This is a genomic window from Vibrio sp. 397, from assembly GCF_033339395.1.
Lineage (GTDB): Bacteria > Pseudomonadota > Gammaproteobacteria > Enterobacterales > Vibrionaceae > Vibrio > Vibrio alginolyticus.
In genome coordinates, this window is record NZ_JAWOUN010000016.1 from 44744 (window position 1) to 68563 (window position 23820).

The window sequence follows — 23820 nt, forward strand, 5'->3', positions numbered from 1 at the left end:
TTGGAAATTTACCTTACTCCATTAACTATTTTAAAAGAGCTGTTTAAAATAACGGCCAATTAACATAAAACGTCAATAGGTTATCAATGAAATTCAGTGCTGTGATTCTTGCAGCGGGTAAAGGTACCCGTATGCATTCGAACATGCCTAAGGTGCTACACACTTTGGCAGGTAAGCCAATGGCAAAACATGTGATTGATACATGTACAGGTCTAGGTGCACAAAATATCCACTTGGTCTTTGGCCACGGTGGTGATCAAATGCAAACCACTCTTGCAGAAGAGCCTGTAAATTGGGTGCTTCAAGCGGAGCAGTTAGGGACAGGTCATGCGGTTGATCAAGCGTCTCCGAAGTTTGAAGACGATGAAAAAGTACTGGTGCTTTACGGTGATGTTCCACTGATTTCAGCTGAAACGATTGAAAACCTATTAGATGCACAGCCAACAGGCGGTATTGCACTACTAACAGTGATTCTAGATAACCCGACAGGCTACGGTCGTATTATCCGTAAGAATGGTCCTGTTGTTGCGATCGTTGAGCAAAAAGATGCAACAGAAGAACAAAAACAAATTAAAGAGATCAACACTGGCGTGATGGTTGCGACTGGTGGGGATCTTAAGCGTTGGTTGTCTGGCTTAAACAACAACAACGCACAAGGCGAATACTACCTAACTGACGTTATTGCAGCTGCACACGATGAAGGTCGTGCCGTTGAGGCAGTACACCCAGTCAATGCCATTGAGGTGGAAGGGGTCAACGACCGCGCACAGCTTGCTCGTCTAGAGCGTGCTTTCCAGTCAATGCAAGCTCAGAAACTACTAGAGCAAGGTGTCATGCTACGCGATCCAGCACGCTTTGATTTGCGTGGTGAGTTACAGTGCGGTATGGACTGTGAAATCGACGTGAATGTTATCATCGAAGGTAAAGTTTCACTGGGTGATAACGTGGTTATCGGTGCGGGTTGTGTACTGAAAGATTGTGAAATCGACGACAACACCATCGTTCGCCCTTACAGTGTGATTGAAGGTGCAACGGTTGGTGAAGAATGTACGGTTGGTCCATTTACTCGCCTTCGTCCTGGTGCTGAAATGCGTAACGATTCCCATGTGGGTAACTTCGTTGAAGTGAAAAATGCGCGCATCGGAGAAGGTTCAAAAGCGAACCACCTAACTTACTTAGGTGATGCAGAGATCGGTCAACGTACTAACATCGGTGCAGGTACTATCACTTGTAACTACGATGGTGCGAACAAGTTTAAAACTATCATCGGTAATGATGTTTTTGTTGGTTCTGATAGCCAGCTGGTGGCGCCTGTCACTATCGCTGATGGCGCAACCATCGGTGCAGGCACGACACTAACAAAAGATGTTGAAGAAGGTGAGTTAGTAATTACTCGCGTCAAAGAGCGCAAAATTACTGGCTGGCAGCGTCCTGTAAAACAGAAATAAGCAATACCTGCACTCTATCGCTATATTGTCAAAGCCGTTCAACAAGAGCGGCTTTGTTGTTTCTAGCTCAGGCTTCATCGTTAGTAACTAGGAATAGCAATACGGTTTTCGAGCCAACGAACGGCTTGAGATACAAATAGGATGAGTAACAAGTACTCCAAAACGAGGAAGGTATAAATCTCTAAGGGTAAGTACTCATTCACCACCAGCTCATTAGCACGGCGAGTGAGATCGCTTAAACCAATCACGCTGACTAAAGAACTCATCTTGAGAATGTAGACAAATTGATTGCCCAGTGGAGGGAGGATTTGTCGAAATGCTTGGGGAAGAATTACCAAGCGCATCTTTTGCCAATAGCTTAAGCCCAAAGATTCAGCCGCTTCATGTTGGCCACGGCTGATAGCTTGTATCCCACCGCGAAACACTTCCGCCATAAACGCACTCTCAGCGATAGTCAGTGCAATAACACCCGCCCAAAAGTGATTGAGTGAGACATCCAATAGTGTAGGCATGCCGTAATACACCCAAAGTAGTAAGACTAAAACTGGCACTGAACGGATCACCTCGACATAAATACGGTTTATCCACTTCAGAGAGGCAGAGTCCGACAGAGCGGGTAAGGCAACGATCAGGCCCAAGCTCATCGCAAATAACATACTGAGGAGTGATACCTGAATGGTGTCATTAAACCCAGCGATTAAAAACTTTAGATTGGTGAGCCCTTGATCCGTCGAAGGGTCAAGTACATACCAGCCCCATTGATAATCAGAACAACCAGTGAGTAATAGCAGTGAAAACAGCCATAGAGTTCGAAACGTCACATTTACTCCCTGAATTAACTAAAAAACTTCCTTTGTTACTGCTATGTTATCAGTAGAGCTCTAATAAAGGTTAATTATTAAACCGTATAAGGTCATTATTTTTAAGGGAATAAAAATGAGAAAGATTTTACTAGTGCTAGGAATGTGTTTGCTTGCTGCGACTCAAGTCGCTCACGCTGAAAGCCGTCTTCAATCCATTTTAGACAATGGCGTACTCCGAGTTGGAACGACGGGAGATTGGAATCCGATGACGATGAAAGACCCCGCGACAAACAGTTATCGTGGCTTCGATATCGATGTAACAACAGAACTTGCTAAAGATCTCGGTGTAAAAGTGGAGTATGTGCCCACGGATTGGAAGACGCTAGTTAATGGCATTACCGCCAACAAATACGATATTACTGGCAGCGCATCTCTGAACATGTCGCGCGCGAAAGTAGCTGGATACAGCCAGCCATATTTCTACCTTGCCTTTGTACCTGTGGTGCAAAAGAAAGATCTCGCCAAATTCTCTGATTGGGCGGATTTTAATAAACCAGAAGTAAAAGTCGCGGCGACGTTAGGTACGGTACAAGAAAAAATGGTGAAAGAGTTCTTCCCGTCTGCTCAGCATATTGTTATTGAAGCGCCAGCGCGCGACTTCCAAGAACTACTAGCTCGCAGGGCCGATGTATCGGTGACGTCCAATGTGGAAGCAGCGACGTTGGTGGATAAGTTTAAACAGTTGGCGATAGTGCCAGTGGCCGCACCGCGTAAACCAACCCCAATTGCTATGTTGTTGCCGCAAGACGATCAAGTATGGATTAATTATATCAATCACTGGGTAGAGTTGAAAAAGACTCAAGGCTTTTTTAAGCAGACTGCCAAGAAGTGGGGGTTGAAAAGCTTATAAACAGAAAGAGCCGCATTGCGCGGCTCTTTTTATTATCTGAACAATTAAAGTTCGTCTTCACTCACGACTCGGGCGTTGTCAGGAGTCGTAAAGTGCTTGGATAATTCGCGATTCGACAGAATGTATCCCATCCACAGCCCACCCATACAGATGATGATTGCGATGCCAGTAACCATCTGAGCTTGGCTTGCCATTGCGGCTACCAATGCACTTGAGAAGCTACTTACACAGATTTGCAGGCTGTTTTGCAGACCTGCTGCTGTTGCAGGGCTCTGTTGTGCGCTGGCCAGTGCACGGTTTACCACTATTGGGTACAGCGCGCCGTTAGCAACGGCAATCAAACAGAATGGCGCAAGAATAGGCCAAATCGATGACAGCTCCCACTGTGAAGCAATGAAAATCATTAATGCCGCGACACTAAATAGGCCAATCAGTTGGCGCAGAACCTTTTCATCACCAAATTTTCGAACGCCTACTTTACCTAAGTAGCCACCAGCCATAAACGCGATGGTTTGTGGGATAAAGCTCAAACCAATATCTTTTGCTTCGTAGCCCAGTTGCGCCATGATTTCTGGCATCCCAGTTAGGTAAGCAAAGAATGCAGCCGAAGCCGTCGCAAACATAAACACGTTGCCAAGGTATTTTTTAGAACTCAGCAGCGCTTTGATGTCGGCAGACATACTGGTTTGTTTGATTTCTGCTTTCTCGTCTTTTTGGGCCATGGTCGCAAAGACCAAAAAGACACCAACCAGTGTTAGCGTAATAAAGATACTGTGCCAGCCGAAGTTATCTGCCAACACAACCCCTAATTGAGGTGCTAGTGCTGGTGATAGCGCGACGAGTGGCATGATTGTCGCAAAAATTTGTTGGCTACTGCTTGAGTAGCGTTTAATGACCATAGCCTGCCAGATCACGGCTGGTGCACACACACCGATAGCTTGGATAAAGCGCAGTGTGAGTAGTTGCCATACTTGATCACAGAAAGCCAAACCGAATGACGCGATAGTAAATAGCACCAACCCGGCTGCGAGTGTATTACGATGGCCAAATTTATCGGATGCCAATCCCCACATTAGCTGGCCAATCGCCATACCAACGAGGAATACCGTTAAAGAGAGCGCAATTTGCTCAGGGCCTGTTGCAAAGTCGATTTCCATCGCTTTGAATGCTGGCAGATACATATCGGTAGCAACGAAGCCAAGCATCGATAATGCTGCCAGATAAATGAGCTGTAGTTTTGAGATTTTCATGATTCAACCAGTCAAATTATTTAATCATTTTTTAATCAACATCAGTTGGCGCCAACCCTGATTTATTTACCTTATTATTCTATTTTTCGATTTTGAGAAAATAAAACGCTAAAATTGTTGGTTATCAATCAAATTTTTTGAAAGGTTAAATCATGTTCTCTAAAGCGTCTTTGGAAATGCTGGATACGGTTGCCCGTTTAGGCAGTTTCACCGCTGCGGCTGAGGTATTGCATAAAGTCCCCTCAGCCATCAGCTATGGAGTAAGGCAGGTCGAGCAAGATTTAGATGTGGTGCTGTTTCGACGTTTACCAAGGAAAGTCGAGCTAACTCCAGCGGGTGAACTTTTTATGGCCGAGGCGCGCTCTTTGCTGCGTCAAATGGAAGAGGTGAAAGCACAAACGCGGCGAGCGGCTCAAGGATGGAAAAGCACGTTAAAGCTGACCTTAGATAACGTGGTGAAGTTAGAAAAACTCAAACCTTTGGTGGAAGATTTTTATCGCGAGTTTGAATTTGCTGAATTGCAGATCAATATGGAGGTCTTCAATGGTTCTTGGGAAGCCATAGCACAAGGTCGAGCCGACATTGTCGTTGGCGCGACATCTGCGGTTCCCGTTGGGGGAGATTTTGAAGTCAAAGATATGGGCGTATTAGATTGGGCATTTGTAATGTCACCCGCTCATCCTTGCGTTCGACAACAAGTGCTTACTGAAGCATTTGTGAGTCAATTTCCGGCGATCTGTCTTGATGATACTTCGAACGTGCTGCCAAAACGCCATACTGGCCATTATCCGCAACAGCGCCGATTATTATTGCCCAATTGGTATAGTGCGATTGAATGTTTAAAAAATGGGGTGGGCGTGGGTTACATGCCACGTCATATTGCAACACCCTTAATCAATGATGGTGTACTGGTGGAGAAGGTCATGCCGGATGATAAACCGCTCAGTCACTGCTGCTTAGTATGGCGCAAAGATGATAATCATAAATTGATCCAGTGGATGGTGGACTATCTTGGGTCGCCTAATCAGCTACATAAAGATTGGTTACAGTCATAAAAAACACCTCGCTAATGCGAGGTGTTGTCTTTGATATATTTGAAATGTGGCGTTTTATGACAAGAAAAACTTATACGATGGGTTGTCTGTCTCATCTTTGCATTGATAGCCAAGTTCACGTAAATGTGCAGAAAACTGAGCTAAATCGCTTTCATCTAACTCGAAACCACATAAAACACGTCCGTAGTCAGCGCCGTGGTTACGGTAGTTGAACAAGCTGATATTCCAATGAGTACCGAGTGTGCTTAAGAACTTGAGTAGCGCTCCCGGATATTCTGGGAATTCAAAGCTGTATAGGCGCTCTTTAAGCGGCTTAGACGGCTTACCACCAATCATGTAGCGCACGTGCAGCTTCGCCATTTCATCATCAGACAAATCAACCACTGGGTAGCCACCATCACGTAAGTCGTGAATGATATGTTCTAGCTCTTCCTGACCGCCTTGCAAACGCACACCGACAAAGATATTTGCCAATGCGTCATCGTTGTAGCGGTAGTTAAACTCCGTTACGGCGCGGCCGCCAATGAGGTTACAGAACTCAAAGAAGGCACCTTGACGCTCAGGAATGGTGACGGCAAGCAAACCTTCACGTTTCTCACCAAGCTCGCAGCGTTCAGAAACATAACGTAAGCCATGGAAGTTAGTGTTGGCACCAGACAGCACAGTACCTAAATTCTTACCTTGCAGTTTGTTTTGCTCAGCAAACTTCTTCAAACCCGCCAGAGCAAGCGCGCCAGAAGGCTCTGCAATCGCACGGGTGTCTTCAAAGATGTCTTTTACTGCTGCGCAGATTTCATCGCTAGAGACTGCAATATGGCCATCAATGTACTTTTGGCATAGACGAAACGTCTCTTCACCAATGCGTTTTACTGCAACGCCATCGGCAAACATGCTGACCTGGTCTAATACTACTGGTTCACCTGCATCCAATGCCGCTTTGAGGCATGAAGAATCTTCTGGCTCGACCGCAATCACTTTGATTTCTGGCATTAGCTGCTTCACGAGTACCGCAACACCGGCAGCCAAACCGCCACCACCGACAGGGACGAAGATGTAATCAAGGTGACCATTTTGCTGCAGCATTTCCATGCCTATGGTGCCTTGACCTGCAATCACCAGTGGGTGATCGAAAGGAGGGACAAATGTGTACCCATGCAGATCAGAAAGGCGTTCCGCTTCCGCTTTTGCCTCATCAAAGTTACTGCCGTGCAGCACCACATTGCCACCAAAGCTGCGTACCGCATCGACTTTGATGTCTGGTGTGGTTTTTGGCATCACGATAGTGGTCTTAATGCCAAGCTTAGTACCAGAAAGCGCCATGCCTTGTGCGTGGTTACCTGCCGATGCTGCAATGACACCAGCGGCTTTTTGTGCTTCAGATAAACTCGCCACCATGTTGTATGCACCGCGCAATTTGAACGAGTGTACGGGTTGGCGATCTTCACGCTTGATTTGCACATTGTTGCCAATACGAGCAGCAAGGCGAGGCATCTCTTGCAAAGGTGTGACAGTCGCGACTTCATACACAGGAGCACGCAAGATCTGGCGCAGATAATCTGCGCCAGTTTGGTTCACTTGTTTTTCGGGTTGAGCTTCCATCATTGCTAGCCCTCTAGCTTCGACTTGTCTCGTACTGCACCCTTGTCAGCACTGGTTGCCATACTCGCGTACGCTTTGAGTGCAAATGAAACTTCACGTTGGCGGTCAACTGGTTTCCAGCCTAGTTCGTCTTGTTTTGCACGGCGCTCAGCAAGTTCTTGTTCAGACACTTGGAGTGAAATTGAACGGTTTGGAATATCAATTGCGATCATATCGCCTTCTTTTACCAGACCAATTGCACCGCCGTTTGCTGCTTCAGGAGAGGCGTGACCGATTGACAGACCTGATGTGCCGCCAGAGAAACGGCCGTCAGTCAGAAGTGCACACTCTTTGCCAAGGCCCATCGATTTTAGATAAGTGGTTGGGTAAAGCATTTCTTGCATGCCCGGACCACCTTTAGGGCCTTCGTAACGGATAATTACCACGTCGCCAGCTTTTACTTTGCCACCCAAGATGCCTTCTACGGCGTCTTCTTGGCTTTCAAATACTACGGCTGGGCCAGTGAATTTATGAATGCTCTCATCCACACCAGCAGTCTTAACGATACAACCATCTAATGCGATATTGCCTGATAGAACGGCTAGGCCACCTTCTTGGCTGAAAGCATTGTCTTTGGCACGAATACAACCTTCAGCGCGATCATCATCAAGTCGATCCCAGCGACAATCTTGTGAGAATGCTTGTGTAGTACGAATACCTGCAGGACCTGCGCGGTAGAACTTGAGTACTTCTTCGTCTTCAGTTTGGATGATGTCGTATTTCGCCAGCTGCTCTTTCATCGAAAGGCCAAGCACGGTGCGCGCATCATTGTGTAGAAGACCTGCACGGTCAAGCTCACCAAGGATAGCCATTACACCACCAGCGCGGTGCACGTCTTCCATGTGATATTTCTGGGTAGATGGTGCCACTTTACATAGGTGTGGTACTTGGCGTGATAGGCGATCGATATCTTCCATATCGAAATCCACTTCACCTTCTTGCGCCGCGGCAAGTAGGTGCAAAATGGTGTTGGTTGAGCCACCCATTGCAATATCCAGTGCCATTGCGTTTTCGAAGGCATCAAACGTAGCGATGTTGCGCGGCAGTGCTGATTCGTCATCTTGCTCGTAGTAACGACGAGTCAGTTCAACGATGCGACGACCTGCATTAAGGAACAGTTGTTCACGGTCAGCGTGCGTTGCCAGCATAGAACCGTTACCTGGTTGAGAAAGACCCAGTGCTTCCGTTAGACAGTTCATTGAGTTTGCAGTGAACATGCCTGAACACGATCCACACGTTGGACATGCGCTGCGTTCGATCTGCTCGCTTTGCTCATCAGACACTTTTGGATCCGCGCCTTGGATCATCGCATCTACAAGGTCTAGTTTGATGATCTGATCAGAAAGCTTGGTTTTACCCGCTTCCATTGGACCACCAGAAACAAAGATAACCGGGATGTTGAGACGCATAGATGCCATCAACATTCCCGGAGTGATTTTGTCACAGTTAGAGATACATACCATGGCATCGGCACAGTGCGCGTTGACCATGTACTCCACAGAGTCTGCGATAAGTTCGCGTGAAGGCAGTGAGTACAGCATGCCGCCGTGACCCATTGCGATACCATCATCAACCGCGATGGTGTTGAATTCTTTTGCGATGCCGCCGGCTTTTTCGATTTCACGCGCTACAAGCTGGCCCATGTCTTTCAGGTGTACGTGACCCGGAACAAATTGAGTAAACGAGTTTACAACGGCGATGATTGGTTTACCGAAGTCTTCTTCTTTCACACCCGTTGCACGCCACAGTGCTCGTGCACCCGCCATGTTACGACCATGTGTGGTGGTAGCTGATCTATATTTTGGCATTTCCTAATCCTTCTTACTTCTGTTCTGGGTACACATAGTCTAACCAGCCCCACTTATCTTCCGTGGTGCCGTCAAATAGGCCAAAGTAGGCTGCTTGTAGTTCTTTAGTGATAGGGCCGCGCTTACCAGTGCCCACTTCAATCTTGTCGATGGTTGCCACTGGTACAATCTCAGCCGCAGTACCTGTCATGAAGACTTCATCGGCAAGGTAAAGGGCTTCACGAGCAATGTTCGCTTCACGTACTTCGTAGCCTTTATCGCGTGCAATTGTCATGATCGAGTCACGAGTGATGCCCGGTAGAATCGCGCTAGTTGCTGGTGGTGTGGTGATTACGCCATCTTTGATAACGAAGATGTTTTCACCAGCCCCTTCCGATAGGTAACCATCTACGCTTAGCGCAATACCTTCGTCGTAACCGTGACGACGCGCTTCACCACCAACCAGTAGTGAAGATAGGTAGTTACCGCCTGCTTTAGCTGCAGTTGGGATGGTGTTTGGCGCAGCGCGGTTCCAGCTTGAAATCATCGCATCGACACCTTTTTCTAGCGCTTCTTCGCCTAAGTAAGAGCCCCAAGGAAATGCTGCAATGATTAGATCCATCTCAGTGCCAACTGGTGGACATACGCCTAAGCCAACATTACCGACAAAACCCAATGGACGAATGTAAGCGCTGTCGAGTTTGTTTTGGCGCAGTGTTTCGCGGGTCGCTTCCATGATTTCTTCTACAGAGAAAGGGATCGGAAAGCGGTAAATCTTGGCAGAATCTTTTAGACGTTGTGCATGCTCACGGTGACGGAAGACAATTGGGCCTTTTGGTGTGTTGTAACAGCGCACGCCTTCAAACACGGATGTACCATAGTGCATTGCGTGAGTCAGAACGTGAACGTTCGCCTCTGCCCATGGAACCATCTCACCATTAAACCAAATGAAATCTGCAGTTTTCGTTGCCATTTGTTGCCTTCCTTATGCACTTACGTGTTGTTGTAAGTTGTGATTTGGCAGTTCATCGTTGCGGATTTTTAGCACCTCAACCTTACGAACGTCCCACAACTTCTCTATTTGATTGATCAAAAACGAGATTGGTCGATCGCTGTCGACGATGATCTCGACGCTGGCTACTTTGCTTTCGTGGTTTTGCGTAGCAGCGACTTGTTTGATCACGAAGCCTCGGTGACGAATCACACGTAGAACGCGCTCCAACAGTACCGGTTTGTCATCGGCTTTGATGTCGAGTAAATATCTGTCCATGCGATTGTCTCCTATGTATTTTCCAACATATCACTGTTTGATGCGCCAGGTGGCACCAATGGCCACACGTTTTCTTCTTCATCAATCAAAACGTGAAGCATGTAAGAAGTTTCACTCGCTAGCATCTCTTTGAGAGCAGGTTCGACTTCTTCTTTCTTGGTGATGGTTTTACCCGGGATATCGAACGCTTTTGCTAACATCACGAAATCTGGGTTGTCATCAAGAATGGTTTCACTGTGGCGACCGTCAAAGAACAACGACTGCCATTGGCGAACCATGCCAAGACGTTGGTTATTAAGAAGGACAATCTTCACTGGAATCTGACGACGCTTCAGCGTGCCCAATTCCTGAACGTTCATCATAAATGAACCGTCACCTGTAATAAGAATAGACTGATCATCAGGACGTGCGACTGCAGCGCCCATCGCTGCTGGCAAGCCAAAGCCCATGGTGCCAAGGCCAGCAGAAGTGATGAAATTTTGTGGTTCGCGTGGCTGGATATGTTGCGCTGCCCACATCTGGTGTTGACCGACGTCGGTCGAGACAATTGAGCTATCTGGCATCATGTCAGACAGTTGTTTAAGCAATAGCGGTGCGTAGATTAACTCGCCCGGGTGGTCGTAACGCCACTTAAAGCCGCTGCGCAGACTTTCACTGTGATGAACCCACGGTGAAATATCTTGAGTCAGCTCTAGCTGAGGAAGAATGGTGTTGATGTCGCCACGTAATGGTGCGTTGGCGTGGCGCAGTTTATGAATCTCCGCAGCATCAATGTCGATATGAATCACTTTCGCATTTGGTGCAAACGTGTCGAGCTTACCCGTCACACGGTCATCAAAACGCGCGCCAACCACAATCAATAGATCGGCTTCTTGAACCACTAGGTTGGCGGCTTTGGTGCCGTGCATACCCAACATACCAAGATAGTGAGGATCATGGCGTTCAATGGTACCGAGACCTTTTAATGTGCTAACTGCAGGCATTGGGTTTAAGCGAAGAAATTCGCGTACTGCATCGGTTGCTTTCGCAAGTTGCACGCCACCACCAACATACAACACTGGGCGAGTAGATGCTGCCAGCACATCTTGCGCACGTTTGATATCTTCAGCGCTGACATCTTCGATTGCTGGTGCTATGTATGGAGGAAGAAGGTCTGTGGGTGCTTGAGCGAGTTGAACATCTTTGGCGATATCGACAATGACTGGACCCGGACGACCGGTTTTTGCGACTTCAAAGGCTTCGGCAAGTGTCGGAGCTAGATCTTCAATTTCGGTCACGAGATAGCTGTGCTTAGTACAGGCTAGGGACATTCCGATCACATCCATTTCTTGGAATGCATCGGTACCGATATGAGAGCTAGCTACCTGGCCTGTGATGGCAACTAGAGGTACGGAGTCAAGGAAAGCGTCGGCAAGGCCGGTAACAAGGTTAGTGGCTCCTGGGCCGGAAGTTGCCATGCACACAGCAACGTCTTGAGTGGAACGAGCCATCCCGATAGCTGCCATAGCGGCCCCTTGCTCGTGACGGCATAGGATGTGTTCCACCCCACCGTCATACAAAGCATCATAGATTGGCATGATGGCCCCGCCGGGGTAGCCAAAAACGGTTTCGATGCCTTGCTGTCTTAAAGCGGCTACGACAAGTTGTGCACCAGTCATCGTAAACCTCCTTTGCTACGTTGTGGCTCGTAGCGATTGCCATATTTATTGCACTTCATGTGCACTCCCATTCTTCCCGTTAAACTGTCCGAGGGTTAGACAGATGACAACTTGTAGTTGTAAAAAAACCCCCGGACTTTTCAGTGCGGGGGTTTTCTGTAATTTGTGGTTACCTTTCGCCCACAATACCCCGCGCGGTGCCAATAATGACCACGATAATCAGGGCTAGCAGTGCGTTGATATGAGCGAAAAGGTTCATCTGTCTGTCGTTCTTTTTTCGTTAAAAAATGTTGTGTAATGTTCTACGAAATTGTTTGCGTCATTAGTGGTATCACACAATTCCGCTGCATGACAAGCAAAAAGTCATTCTTTTTTCACATTAACTCTCAATTGGGACGCGGTATATAACATAACCAACTAGATAAAACATTTGTTTACAGAGTGTTCAAAAAAATTGAGGAACGTATGGGGCTGGCAATCATTCATAGTCGAGCAAGCGTCGGGGTGCAAGCGCCATCGGTTAGTGTAGAAGTTCATATCAGCAACGGCATGCCAGGGTTTACCTTAGTAGGCTTGCCAGAGACAACGGTAAAAGAGTCCAAAGATCGCGTACGCAGTGCGATCATTAATTCTAATTTTCAATTTCCTGCTAAGCGGATCACCGTGAACTTGGCTCCGGCAGATCTACCCAAGGAGGGAGGACGTTTTGATCTTCCTATTGCATTGGGAATTTTGGCCGCTTCGGAGCAAATCGCGACAGATAAGCTCAAAAACTACGAATTTGTGGGTGAGTTAGCACTATCTGGTGGTCTGAGACCTGTAAAAGGTGTGCTGCCTGCTGCGCTGGAAGCCAGTAAGATTCAACGTCATTTGGTCGTCCCACATGTGAATGGCGATCAGGCGGCGCTGGTGGGGAAGGAACAACATAAATCGGCCCAATCATTACTGGAAGTATGTGCCGAGCTTTGTGGTCAACATCGACTGAATCTTTTTCAAACGCCTAAGCGAAAAACGATCGAAAAACATGGTCGAGACTTACAAGATATTATTGGCCAACAACAAGGTAAGCGAGCACTGGAGATTGCTGCCGCTGGAAACCACAACTTACTTTTCCTTGGCCCGCCAGGTACTGGAAAAACGATGTTGGCTTCGCGTTTGTGTGACTTATTACCGGAAATGAGTGACGAAGAAGCAATGGAAACCGCTTCGGTGGCATCGTTGACTCAGAGTGAAATTAATGAGCATAACTGGAAGTCGCGTCCGTTTCGTTCTCCGCATCATTCAAGTTCAATGGCGGCATTAGTCGGCGGTGGTTCGGTACCCAGACCAGGGGAGATCTCTTTAGCCCACAACGGGTTATTGTTTCTCGATGAAATGCCCGAATTTGATCGTAAAGTTCTGGACTCGTTACGCGAACCGCTCGAATCTGGCGAGATCATTATCTCTCGAGCGCAAGGTAAAACACGCTTTCCGGCTCGCTTCCAATTAGTTGGAGCATTGAACCCAAGCCCGACAGGATATTACGAAGGCAATCAAGCGCGCACCAATCCACAAGCTATTTTGCGCTACCTTGGTCGATTATCTGGACCACTGTTAGATCGCTTTGATATGTCTTTAGAAATCCCAGCTTTGCCCAAAGGGACATTAGCAGAAGGAGGTGATCGCGGTGAGCCGACTGCTATCGTAAAAGCGCGTGTGAGCCATGCGCGTAACAATATGCTAAACCGCAGTGGTAAGGTCAATGCACTGCTAGGTAGTCGAGAAATTGAGGCGTTTTGTCCCTTGCATAAGAGTGATGCTGAGTTTCTTGAAACCGCTTTGCATCGTTTAGGGCTCTCGATTCGTGCGTATCATCGTATTATCAAAGTGGCGCGAACAATCGCCGATCTGGATGGGGCGGAGCAAATTGAACGAACGCACTTGGCTGAGGCACTTGGGTATCGAGCGATGGACCGTTTACTGAAACAGCTTACGGCGCAAGCGGTATAGACAGCAAAGTGTCATCGCAACAAGTGTTGTAAGCACTTTGTTGCGATGAAGGACGTTAGAAGGTGTAGTTGAGACCAAGCGACAATAGGTACTCTTTCTCCTCATAAAACGTTATATTCGAGTCAGTTTGGCTATAGCCGGCTAAAGAAATGAACGACCAGTCTTGCCAGTCAAATACGTTTTGATATTCGTAGGCCGCAAATAGGCTGATGGTGTCGTCATTTCGTGTTTTAGCAAAAGTTTGGCTAGCGGCTTGATAGTCTTTCCATGCGTAACCCGCGGTGAGAGCCAATCGATGGCGGTTGATAAATTTAAACCAGCTAATGTCAAATCCGTACGAATCAAATGACTCCGCCTTACCGTCGGCATCTTGATTGATGTAGGTGAAAGCGGGTTGCAACATAGACGTTTGGTTGAGTGGAATGCGATAGTCGCCTTTGACATAGTAAAGGTTAGCATCGCGAGCAAGTGAGCGGTCTGTCACTTCCTCCTGCTCGATGTCTTTATCAGCATAAGCAAGATCAAGGTTGAAGTTCTTATCAATTAACCCTTTGATCTGAAAGCGATACGCATTGCCGTCAACATCCGTCTCTTTACGTGCGGTTCCTACTTGATAAGGGTTGCGCCAAGTTTCGCCTTTGAGTACCGTCGGCAGATAGGAAACATCGATCACGGTGCCAGATTGTAGCTCGTGTTGATAGCCCAACTGAAAAGCGAGTGTACCTACCGCGACATCTGAGCGTGTGGTACCGGCGTAAACTTGGTGGTTGAGTCGGCTACCAAAGGTGTATGTCACACTCCCTAGCGGTGCAGCGATAACGGAACTGTCACTATCGGCACGCTTATCGAGAGAATCGATGGTGTTACTATTTTCTGTATTGAAATTGGATTCTAATGATATGAATCCGGCATTCAGCGAAATTTCACCGCCAAAACCTGCGGTTTCAGCGAGTTGAGCCTGAGCAGAACTGACGACAAAGGCCAAAGGCAAGAGAAGTAGCCTTGGTTTCATTCGTTATCTCCTTGTTGTCGAATGAGTGGTGCACATATTGGTTGCGGTAACAAATCTGACCATTCCCACGCATGTTCCAATGTGGCAAAGGCGCAGTATAATTACACGCTGTTTTATTCTTCACACATTATCACTGTTGTTTGACTATCATGTTGGCATATTTGTTATTTTTTTTTAACGCTTCTTTTGTGATTCTCAATTCTGCGGTTTGTTCACTCGCAATTTGTGTTATCGCTGTATTTAAAATATTGCTTCCTGGCGTAAAGCTAAAAGCGATAGCGACCGCTTGTGCCAATAAGGTGATGTGGTTATGGGCTACCGTTAATGCGTGCATTCTGGCGGTATCTAACCGTGTTGAGTGGGATGTTCAGGGCGGTGAAGCGCTTAAAAAAGACGGGTGGTATCTGCTGATCAGTAATCATCTCAGTTGGACAGATATTGTTGTGCTTTGCTGCGTGTTTAAAGACCGTATTCCCATGCCGAAGTTTTTCCTCAAGCAACAACTGCTGTATGTGCCTTTCATCGGGATGGCGTGTTGGGCGCTCGATATGCCATTTATGCGTCGCTATTCGCGAGAGTATCTGATCCGCAACCCTCATAAGCGAGGTCAAGATTTAGAAACGACACGTCGCTCGTGCGCTAAATTCAAACACACTCCAACCACAGTGGTTAACTATGTCGAAGGAACCCGATTTACCGAAGAAAAGCAGCGTAAGAGTAAAGCAAACTATCAATATTTGCTGCAACCAAAATCGGGCGGGATTGCGTACACGTTAGCGGCGATGGGGGAACAGTTCGAGAGCATTATCGACGTGACGTTGGCGTACCCAGAAAATACGCATAAACCGTTCAAGGATTTATTGATGGGTCGAATGGGCAAGGTGGTTGTGCGTGTGAATGTGTTACCCGTTGATGAACGAGTGCTTGGTGATTACTTCAACGATAAGCCCTATAAGCGGCAATTTCAGCAATGGCTGAGTGATGTGTGGCAAGAAAAAGATCGGTTACTACAAGAGATTTACAAGTAAACAAAAGGGGAGCGATGTGCTCCCCTTTTGATTGATATCGATGTGCTTATTTTAGTGTCAGCAAGTAGTTCACCAGAGAGAAGTACTCATCCATCGTTTTGATGCTTTGTGCTTGAACTAGGTATTTGTTGTTAACGATAACCGCAGGAACGCCGGTTAGACCGCTGTTTTCAAATTGCTTGTCCATACGGCGAACCATTGAATCAACCGCGAAGCCTTTGAATGCAGAATCGAATTTTTTCGCATCTACACCTTCATCAAGGAAGATTTGACGAAGTTCTTCATCATTACGTGGTGCTTTCTTTAGATTGTGGATGCGGTTAAACATCACTGGCACCATTTTGTCTTCCACTTTTAGTGCAACCATCGTTGCGTAGGCTTTGCTCATTGATGGGCCCATGTTGCCACCCATGAAAGAAACGTGGTTTTTTAATAGCTTAGTACCTTCTGGCAACTGCTTTTTCAGTTGCTGGATAACTGGTTCAAAGCTATTACAGTGCGGGCAGTAGAAAGAGAAAAACTCCGTCACAAGAGGTTTTTTTGATGCCTCAAGATCCAATACTTTGTAATGTTCACCTTCTTTGAATTGCGCTGCATGTGCCGACAGGCTTAACATCAGCATAGAAAACAGTGCGAACAGTTTTTTCATCGAAATATCTCCATTTTTGAATTTTTGGCCTGACTTACCATTGAGGCATTAAAGACAGCGGTGCTTCTTCTAAAGCGGCGATCTGCTCTTTAAATGCAAGGACCTGACCTTCCCAGTATTTTGGCTCATTAAACCATGGAAAAGCGAGAGGAAATGCAGGGTCATGCCAACGTTTTGCTAGCCATGCCATATAGTGCACCATTCGTAGACCGCGAAGTGGCTCGATTAGTTTCAATTCTGCAGGATTAAAGTCGCAAAACTCTTGGTAAGCCTCTAAAACAATATCCAACTGCATCAGTTTGTCTTGGCGTTCACCGTTCAGTAGCATCCATAAGTCTTGTACTGCAGGGCCGTTACGAGCGTCATCCAAATCAACAAACATAGGGCCATCTCGCCACAAAATATTGCCTGGGTGGCAATCGCCATGCAAACGAATCATATTGAAGCCTTCGTGCCAGTGGCTTTCAATTGATTTGATCAGCATATCCAAGTCATTGAAGAAGCTGTTCTCCAAGTGCATTGGAATCATATTGGCGTTTTGCAGAATCTCTCTTGGTTGATACAGGTATTCTTGTAAGCCGATCGTAGGGCGATGTTGGAAGGCTTGGCGGCTGCCGACTTTATGGATTCGGCCAAGGAAACGCCCTACACCTTCGAGCTGATCTAAATTGTCAACCTCGTATTGGCGACCACCCACGCTATCAAACAGCGCAAAAGCATAGCCTTGATAGTGATGCAGGGTTTCACCGTTGATGCGCACAGGTGGTGCGACGGGGATCTCATTGCCAATCAGCTCTAAAGTAAAGTCGTGCTCCTCTTGGATCTGTTCATTGCTCCAACGTTCAGGACGGTAAAACTTGACGACATAACGACGACGCTCTTCGTCAGTAAATTGATAAACACGGTTTTCGTAGCTATTGAGGGGAAGAAAGCCTGATTCTGCGCGAACGCCGATGCTTTCTAACGCGTACCACATAAAGTCTGGGGTAAGGGCGTCAAAGTTAAACATACTTTGGGACATATAAACAAAAAGGCTCATTACTGAGCCTTTTTCCATTAGTCATCGAAGTTATAGCTTCTTGATAAATCGGCTTTCCACTTCAATGGTGAATTCGTTGCTCTTATCGGTGAGTATAAACTGAATTGTCGTAATCGCAGAGTTTAGCTTGTCAGGATCGGCACCAAGACTCATTGGCAGGTTCAATACCTCACCTGGCTGGACCTGAATTGTCTGCTTACCATACCAGCTTACATCGGATAGCCCTTCAACATCCAACGAGTACTCTTGCACTTGCTGAGTTTTGTTGATCACCTTGAGGGTGTAGGTGTTTTCTACTTCTCCCGAGCTATTAACGCGGAACAGTTGGTTACGGTCGCGAATAACACTCATGCCGGCTGGGTCTACCGCTGCAATTTGGGCAAAGAAAAGACCGACCATGACTAGTAGTACGGCACCATAGCCTAGCAGCTTCGGACGCATGACTTTGGTACTCTTACCCGATAAGCGGTGCTCGGTGGTGTAACTAATTAGGCCTTTCTCGTAACCCATGCGATCCATGGTGTTGTCACACGCATCAATACAGGCGCCACAGTTGATACATTCATACTGCAAGCCGTCACGAATATCGATACCTGTTGGGCACACCTGCACACACAAGTCACAATCAATACAATCACCCAAACCAAGTTGCTTTGGATCGGCTTTGCGCGGACGTGGGCCACGTTTTTCCCCACGTTTTGCATCGTAGCCAACGATGAAGGTGTCTTTATCAAACATGGCAGACTGGAAGCGCGCGTAAGGACACATGTGAATACACATGATGGAACGCATCCAACCAGCATTACCATAAGTACAAATGGCAAAGAACATTACCCAAAAGACGGGCCAGAAGTTGGCGTTAAAGGTGAAAAAGTCGATAACCAATTGCTTCATTGGTACGAAGTAGCCAACAAAAGTAAAACCAGTGGCGAGTGCAATGGCAAACCAAGCTATATGTTTGACGGTTTTACGCATCGCTAAATTCGCCGTCAGCTTATTGGAGTCTTGTTTACGGCGTTTATTGGCACTACCTTCGAGCTTCTCTTCAAACCAGATATACATGAAGGTCCAGACGGTTTGTGGGCAGAGATAGCCACACCAAACCCGACCTAAGAAGGTGGTAATAAAGAACAACCCAAACGCCGCGATCACGAACAGCAAGGCGAGTAGGGTAAGATCTTGTGGGTACAGGGTGGTACCGAAAAAGTTGAACTGCTGGTTGCCAATATCAAGCAAGATCGCTTGACGTTCACCGTAAGGGATCCACGGTATCAAAGCGAAGAGAAGTAGTAAGAACCAACCACCGTAACGACGCAGTTTCTGGTAAGTCCCTTTGCTTTCGCGTACATAGATGCGATTACTTGGGTTAAACCGATCCCCGTTTCCTTTGTGGGTTTTGGGATTATAGGTTTTAGGAGTCACATCTTTGATATCGATCTTGTCCTGACTCATGCACTCATCCTTCTTAGGCTTTTATAATGTACGGCGTCATTTCTATTGATGTCGCTCGATGACATTGCTGCTCGTTCCGTCATAAAGATGACCGAACATAATTATTTTAGTAAATACTGATGAACGGCGATTATACAATCAATAACAATTCCGTTTCTTTAACGCAGTCAATGTTTAACAACAAAAATCAGTACAGTTAACCTGATAATTGGCTGAACAGTTATAACCAATTGTGGGACTAAAAACTTTGGTTATAAAAAAGCGACTCACAGGAGAGTCGCTTAAAGAATACTGGCTGTTGAGCTGGTTATTTGATGATGCCACGAGCGCGTAGGATCGCCGTTTTAAAATCGTCTTCTTGGTCTTTTTTGAGTCCAGGGATCATTTCATCTTTGCTGCTATTACGCATTTTAAGGTGGTAGATCAGTACATCGTCGGTCAGATCTTCTAGCTTTCCTTCATAGCCTGCTTCTTTTGCCAGCTTAACGATGAACTGCAATAGGTTCAGCTCTTGCTCTTTATGCCATTCAGGCTCTAGTAGCTCAAGCAGCTCTTCAATGCGATGACACTTCATTTCTTTCTCCACAGAATTTATAGGTGTAATTAGCAGTAAAGGTACCAAATTGCTTTGCGAAGACCAAATAGGAAAAACGATCTCTTTCACCGTGGTTTGTTCTAAGTCTTTGAAGCTTTATGAGTCTCGTGCAAAGAAAAAAGCGCAGCTGGCGCCGCGCTTTTGATTAAGCTGCTTTGATAACTTTGGCCGGAACACTCGACATCATTGCTGTCTTCTCAACCAATGTCATTGCTGGCGCAACTTGCTTTGCCTTTGGTGCAGTAGTAAAGCCACTGCGGCGGCGCATTGCACTAGTATTAGTGTGTGCGAACCTGACTGTTGTTGGGCGCATTAATTTACCTAACTGTCAGGCATATCCATTGCCGATGTAATGGCCTGAATCATTATGAGCTAGGCTCCAACAAGATTGAAGAATCACTCTTCTGGCTCTCGCCAATCCAGTTAATGAGTCAGGAATACCGATATGCATGCATATCAAGTGTAAGATTAGCATCCTTGTAATAATTGGTCGATAGTTGAGCAATTGAATTGTTTAGATTTTGTCATTTTGTCGCGATGTTCGAGGCAATTTTTGTTTGATCCCACGATCAGCAGTAGTAGTATGAGATCTCGATGAAGGAGGTGCCTATGTCATTTTTGAAGAAGACACTTGCCAGTTTTGGGATTGGGAGCGCGAAGGTCGACTCAATCTTAAACCAAGACGTGCTATACCCAGGTCAAAGTGTGGATGTGTCTATCCATGTATATGGTGGTGCGACTGAACAAGCGATCGACAACATTGATTTAAAACTCTGTTGCCGCTACATCGCCGAAGCCCCTGATGACCGTGGTGCGCGAGAAGGACACAGCATGCGCCGAGTACCTCAAACTCATGTGCTTGCTAAGTGGAGTCTCCCTTACGCATTTACCATCCATTCCGGCGAAGAGCGTACCTTCGATGTTAAGCTCGATGTGCCTTGGAACACGCCTGTCACCATTGGTGATGCCAAAGTATGGTTAGAAACTGGCTTAGACGTTGCTGCTGCTTTGGATCCGACTGATAAAGACATCCTCACCGTCCGACCTGATCCACTGATGGATGCGGTACTATCTGCATTTGAAGCGCAAGGTTTACGAATTCGCCAGGTGGAATGCGAGGAAGTGAAAGGATTCGATCTACCATTTGTGCAAGAGTTTGAACTGGTGCCAACCGACGGACCTTACCACGGCGTGTGGCGCGAATTAGAATTTGTTGCCCACCGCAGTGAGCAAGAGCTCAAGTTGTGGTTTGAAGTTGACCGCACACGCAAGGGGCAAGGTGGCATGCTCGCAAGCTTACTGGGTAGTGGCAAACTCAAGCGAGAGCTGACCATTCCTGCCACGACTAAGCCAGATCAAGTTGGCGAACTGGTACTCAATTATCTCGATCAAACTACTGCCGTTCATGAGTCTTAATTTAAGCTTACACGTGTAAGCCTAATGTGCCATACTAGAGCAAATTTCAAACTCTAGTATAGGCGCATTGATGTCCGAGCTGCAGAAACCTCAATACAGTCAACGTGAAGAACTGGCCAATACCATCACCCACGGTATAGGGATGATTTTTGGTATTGTTGGCTTGATACTGCTGTTAGTTAAAGCCATAGACCATCAAGCTGACACTTTAACGCTTACCAGTATGGCGATTTATGGTGCGAGTATTATCGTGCTATTTTTGGCCTCGACGCTCTATCATGCGATCCCTCATCCCAAAGCGAAACGTTGGCTAAAAACCTTCGACCACTGTGCTATTTATCTTTTGATAGCAGGCAGCTATACCCCTTTCTTGTTAGTCAGCTTAAGAACACCTCTAGCATTTGGGTTGATGATCGTTATTTGGAGCATTGCGTTGATCGGCATCATCATGAAAGTTGCGTTCGTCTATCGATTTAAAAAGCTTTCTTTGATGACGTACTTGGTGATGGGATGGTTATCGTTGATTGTGATTTATCAATTAGCTATTAACTTGGATGTCGGCGGACTTACACTGCTTGCCGCTGGTGGAATTGTGTATTCACTGGGGGTGATTTTCTACGTTGCGAAGCGCATTCCTTTTAACCATGCGATCTGGCACGGCTTTGTTTTGGCTGGCTGCGTGTGCCATTTCTTTGCGATTTATTACTTTGTTGAGCCTATCTAGCCGATAGGCTCAACAAAGAATATTAAACACGTATTAGCGAGTTTTTACCTCTAGCACTTTGGCAGAAAACTGATATTGCTGTGATTGCGGTACAGCCAATTTAATGCTCTTACCTTGTTCCGCTTGCTGTGGTCGCAGGTAGGTATCCGCCATGCGCTTGATGGATTGCCAAACTGTTACGTTTTCTTTTGCCAGTTGCTGACCAGACATATCAAACACTTGCACCTCAACTTCCACTTGAATGACAGATTGAGAGCTTTGGTTGGTGATTGATGTAGGTAAAACAAGCTCACCGCTTTGATAGCTTGCTGAACCAATCAATACATCCACACCTGAATCTGATAGCTGCATGGTTGGCTTTTTGGCGTTTACCACCACGGTCGTGCCAACGGTTTTCGTTACCACTGGAATTGTCGCAATCGCAGGAGCTGCGATTGTTTCAACTACGCTTGCTGTTGTTTGTGTCTCCGTCGCTTGCTGCGCCGGTTTTTTCATGACGTATTCCCAGGTAAAGTCATCGTTCAACTTCACTTCTCGACCATCGGCTAAAGTGATGACCTCGGCGGCGTATGTGGATGAGGCGGCAAGTAGGGTCGCCAGAGTAATCCATGTTTTCATTGTTATACCTTTTAATTAGAGTCTGCTTAGCGGCGCCAAAACGCAGGAAAGAACAGTACAAGAATAGTCAGAATTTCCAAGCGGCCCATTAACATCCCAAAGCTTAAGAGCCATTTGGCAGTATCGGGCAGAGGCGCGAAGTTGCCTGTCGGGCCAATCACACTACCCATACCAGGGCCAACATTGGCAACGGCGGTGATTGAGCCAGAAATACTGGTCACAGGGTCGAGGCCAAGAGCACTTAAACAACCCGCGATAAAGATAATGGTGATAAAAAACATCAAGCCAAATGCCACCACTGAGCGAACAATATCATCATTCACCGGTCGCTGGTTATAACGCTGTACAAACACCCCTGAAGGGTGAATCAACTTCATCATTTGTTTGTTTAGCAGCGTCATTGCAATTTGGAAGCGGAAGATTTTGATCCCGCCAGACGTTGATCCTGAGCATGCCCCCGCCATCATTAAGAATGCGAAAAGAGTGGTGGGTAATGCGCCCCATGCGGTAAAGTCTTCTAAGCCAAAGCCAGTTGTGGTGACGACAGAGACAATATTAAACATCGACACTCGCAGGGCATCCAAAATGGTGTACCCATCTCGAATCACTAACCAAGCTGAAATCACTAAGCTTGAGAATACGAACAGGTACGCAAATCCTCTAACTTGAGCGTCGTTAACCAACACATCAATACGGCGTTTACGTAACGCGGCGATAAAGAGCAAAAACGGCAAACCACCTAAGAACATAAAGGTAGTGGCCACCCAATGTGCGCCATTAGAGAAGTGGTTCATTGACCCATCAGATGTAGAGTATCCACCCGTCGATAGCGTAGTAAAGGCATGGTTGATTGCTTCGAACAGGTTCATGCCGGTGATCAAGTAGCCCAAAATACATAGGCCCGTTAGCATCAAATAAACCGCTACGATGTTTTTGGCGACCGTTTTCGCTCTTGGACTACTTTTATCCGACCAATCTGATGATTCGGTTTGGAATAGCTTCATACCACCGACATTCAGCATAGGTAACACTGCTACCGCCATCACGATAAAACCAATGCCACCAAGCCACTGTAAAATAGAGCGCCATAGCAAGATGCTCGGTGCCATGTTGTCTAGGCCACTGAGCACCGTTGAGCCCGTCGTGGTGATACCCGACATCGTTTCGAAGTAGGCGTCGGTGAAGCTGATGTGGTTGATAAACACAAATGGCAAGGCGGCGAACGCACTCGCGATGGTCCAAACTAAACTGGTGATGAGGAACATATCGCGTACGCTGAGTTTGAACTTGGCGGTGCGACCGATCGTCAGGCAGATGAAGGCGGCAAGGTGCGTGATCACAACGGCTTGGGCGAAATCGAGGAATCCCCCCGTACCGGTAAAGAAAGCGACCAAAGTCGGCACGTACATAAACAGGGCCAGTTTGGATAAAACCAGCCCGATAACAAACAGTACGGGACGTAAGTTGACCATAGGAAAA

General features: G+C 46.7%; 22 protein-coding genes. 7 read left to right on the plus strand and 15 right to left on the minus strand.

Annotated features, from left to right (window positions below):
* Positions 1 to 86: 86 nt before the first annotated feature.
* Positions 87 to 1448, plus strand: a complete 1362-nt coding sequence (gene glmU / locus R7P36_RS20390; RefSeq protein ID WP_053304044.1) for a bifunctional UDP-N-acetylglucosamine diphosphorylase/glucosamine-1-phosphate N-acetyltransferase GlmU — start codon at positions 87 to 89, stop codon at positions 1446 to 1448.
* Positions 1449 to 1528: 80 nt separating this feature from the next.
* On the opposite strand, the gene R7P36_RS20395 is transcribed toward glmU, so the two are convergent.
* Positions 1529 to 2269 carry an amino acid ABC transporter permease gene (locus R7P36_RS20395; protein WP_064354428.1) on the minus strand — a complete coding sequence of 247 codons (741 nt, stop codon included), beginning with the start codon at positions 2267 to 2269 and terminating at the stop codon, positions 1529 to 1531.
* A gap of 115 nt (positions 2270 to 2384) precedes the next feature.
* Between R7P36_RS20395 and R7P36_RS20400 the strand changes: the two genes are divergently transcribed.
* Positions 2385 to 3161, plus strand: a complete 777-nt coding sequence (locus tag R7P36_RS20400) for a transporter substrate-binding domain-containing protein (protein ID WP_213900058.1) — start codon at positions 2385 to 2387, stop codon at positions 3159 to 3161.
* Between the two features lie 44 nt (positions 3162 to 3205).
* Here the strand turns inward: R7P36_RS20400 and punC are convergent, their stop codons facing one another.
* Positions 3206 to 4411, minus strand: a complete 1206-nt coding sequence (punC, locus tag R7P36_RS20405; protein ID WP_005378946.1) for a purine nucleoside transporter PunC — start codon at positions 4409 to 4411, stop codon at positions 3206 to 3208.
* Between the two features lie 152 nt (positions 4412 to 4563).
* Between punC and punR the strand changes: the two genes are divergently transcribed.
* The gene (gene punR / locus R7P36_RS20410) at positions 4564 to 5466 is read left to right on the plus strand and encodes a DNA-binding transcriptional activator PunR (protein ID WP_005378948.1); all 903 of its coding nucleotides are present in this window, start codon (positions 4564 to 4566) and stop codon (positions 5464 to 5466) included.
* Between the two features lie 54 nt (positions 5467 to 5520).
* Here the strand turns inward: punR and ilvA are convergent, their stop codons facing one another.
* From ilvA to ilvG, 5 genes are read right to left on the minus strand one after another with little or no spacing between them, the layout of a single operon-like run.
* Complete coding sequence (ilvA, locus tag R7P36_RS20415; RefSeq protein ID WP_053308106.1) at positions 5521 to 7068, minus strand: threonine ammonia-lyase, biosynthetic; 1548 nt, start codon at positions 7066 to 7068, stop codon at positions 5521 to 5523.
* Between the two features lie 2 nt (positions 7069 to 7070).
* Positions 7071 to 8912, minus strand: a complete 1842-nt coding sequence (ilvD, locus tag R7P36_RS20420; protein WP_053308105.1) for a dihydroxy-acid dehydratase — start codon at positions 8910 to 8912, stop codon at positions 7071 to 7073.
* Positions 8913 to 8925: 13 nt separating this feature from the next.
* Positions 8926 to 9864 carry a branched-chain-amino-acid transaminase gene (ilvE, locus tag R7P36_RS20425; RefSeq protein ID WP_005378953.1) on the minus strand — a complete coding sequence of 313 codons (939 nt, stop codon included), beginning with the start codon at positions 9862 to 9864 and terminating at the stop codon, positions 8926 to 8928.
* A gap of 12 nt (positions 9865 to 9876) precedes the next feature.
* Positions 9877 to 10161: an acetolactate synthase 2 small subunit gene (ilvM, locus tag R7P36_RS20430; protein ID WP_005378958.1), complete on the minus strand. Its 285-nt coding sequence runs from the start codon at positions 10159 to 10161 to the stop codon at positions 9877 to 9879.
* Between the two features lie 11 nt (positions 10162 to 10172).
* On the minus strand, positions 10173 to 11819 hold the full coding sequence (ilvG, locus tag R7P36_RS20435) for an acetolactate synthase 2 catalytic subunit (protein ID WP_005378960.1): 1647 nt from the start codon (positions 11817 to 11819) through the stop codon (positions 10173 to 10175).
* A gap of 465 nt (positions 11820 to 12284) precedes the next feature.
* On the opposite strand from ilvG, the gene R7P36_RS20440 reads away from it, so the two are divergent.
* Positions 12285 to 13808, plus strand: a complete 1524-nt coding sequence (locus tag R7P36_RS20440; protein ID WP_005383862.1) for a YifB family Mg chelatase-like AAA ATPase — start codon at positions 12285 to 12287, stop codon at positions 13806 to 13808.
* 55 nt (positions 13809 to 13863) lie between these two features.
* Here R7P36_RS20440 and R7P36_RS20445 read toward each other — a convergent pair whose 3' ends face one another.
* Complete coding sequence (locus R7P36_RS20445; protein ID WP_213900057.1) at positions 13864 to 14820, minus strand: DUF2860 domain-containing protein; 957 nt, start codon at positions 14818 to 14820, stop codon at positions 13864 to 13866.
* Between the two features lie 149 nt (positions 14821 to 14969).
* Here R7P36_RS20445 and R7P36_RS20450 point away from each other — a divergent pair, with 149 nt between their 5' ends.
* Entirely contained in the window at positions 14970 to 15848 is an 879-nt protein-coding gene (locus tag R7P36_RS20450; RefSeq protein WP_005383867.1) for an acyltransferase, read from the plus strand.
* Between the two features lie 46 nt (positions 15849 to 15894).
* On the opposite strand, the gene R7P36_RS20455 is transcribed toward R7P36_RS20450, so the two are convergent.
* The 5 genes from R7P36_RS20455 to R7P36_RS20475 all read right to left on the minus strand — a co-directional run bounded on the left by R7P36_RS20455 (position 15895) and on the right by R7P36_RS20475 (position 19896).
* The gene (locus R7P36_RS20455; RefSeq protein WP_005379036.1) at positions 15895 to 16497 is read right to left on the minus strand and encodes a thiol:disulfide interchange protein DsbA/DsbL; all 603 of its coding nucleotides are present in this window, start codon (positions 16495 to 16497) and stop codon (positions 15895 to 15897) included.
* Positions 16498 to 16531: 34 nt separating this feature from the next.
* Positions 16532 to 17518, minus strand: coding sequence for a serine/threonine protein kinase (locus tag R7P36_RS20460; RefSeq protein WP_213900062.1), 987 nt, complete (start codon positions 17516 to 17518; stop codon positions 16532 to 16534).
* A gap of 48 nt (positions 17519 to 17566) precedes the next feature.
* Entirely contained in the window at positions 17567 to 18988 is a 1422-nt protein-coding gene (ccoG, locus tag R7P36_RS20465) for a cytochrome c oxidase accessory protein CcoG (protein WP_033906581.1), read from the minus strand.
* Positions 18989 to 19295: 307 nt separating this feature from the next.
* Positions 19296 to 19562, minus strand: coding sequence for a YihD family protein (locus tag R7P36_RS20470; protein WP_033906580.1), 267 nt, complete (start codon positions 19560 to 19562; stop codon positions 19296 to 19298).
* A 166-nt stretch (positions 19563 to 19728) separates the two neighbouring features.
* Complete coding sequence (locus R7P36_RS20475; protein ID WP_005379043.1) at positions 19729 to 19896, minus strand: hypothetical protein; 168 nt, start codon at positions 19894 to 19896, stop codon at positions 19729 to 19731.
* Between the two features lie 296 nt (positions 19897 to 20192).
* Between R7P36_RS20475 and R7P36_RS20480 the strand changes: the two genes are divergently transcribed.
* Positions 20193 to 20999, plus strand: a complete 807-nt coding sequence (locus R7P36_RS20480) for a sporulation protein (RefSeq protein WP_005379045.1) — start codon at positions 20193 to 20195, stop codon at positions 20997 to 20999.
* Between the two features lie 70 nt (positions 21000 to 21069).
* Positions 21070 to 21723: a PAQR family membrane homeostasis protein TrhA gene (gene trhA, locus R7P36_RS20485; protein WP_005379047.1), complete on the plus strand. Its 654-nt coding sequence runs from the start codon at positions 21070 to 21072 to the stop codon at positions 21721 to 21723.
* A gap of 33 nt (positions 21724 to 21756) precedes the next feature.
* On the opposite strand, the gene R7P36_RS20490 is transcribed toward trhA, so the two are convergent.
* Together R7P36_RS20490 and R7P36_RS20495 are read right to left on the minus strand one after the other, a co-directional pair.
* Entirely contained in the window at positions 21757 to 22341 is a 585-nt protein-coding gene (locus R7P36_RS20490; RefSeq protein ID WP_054575337.1) for a DUF3157 family protein, read from the minus strand.
* 26 nt (positions 22342 to 22367) lie between these two features.
* Positions 22368 to 23813, minus strand: a complete 1446-nt coding sequence (locus R7P36_RS20495; protein WP_017821575.1) for a TrkH family potassium uptake protein — start codon at positions 23811 to 23813, stop codon at positions 22368 to 22370.
* Positions 23814 to 23820: the final 7 nt, after the last annotated feature.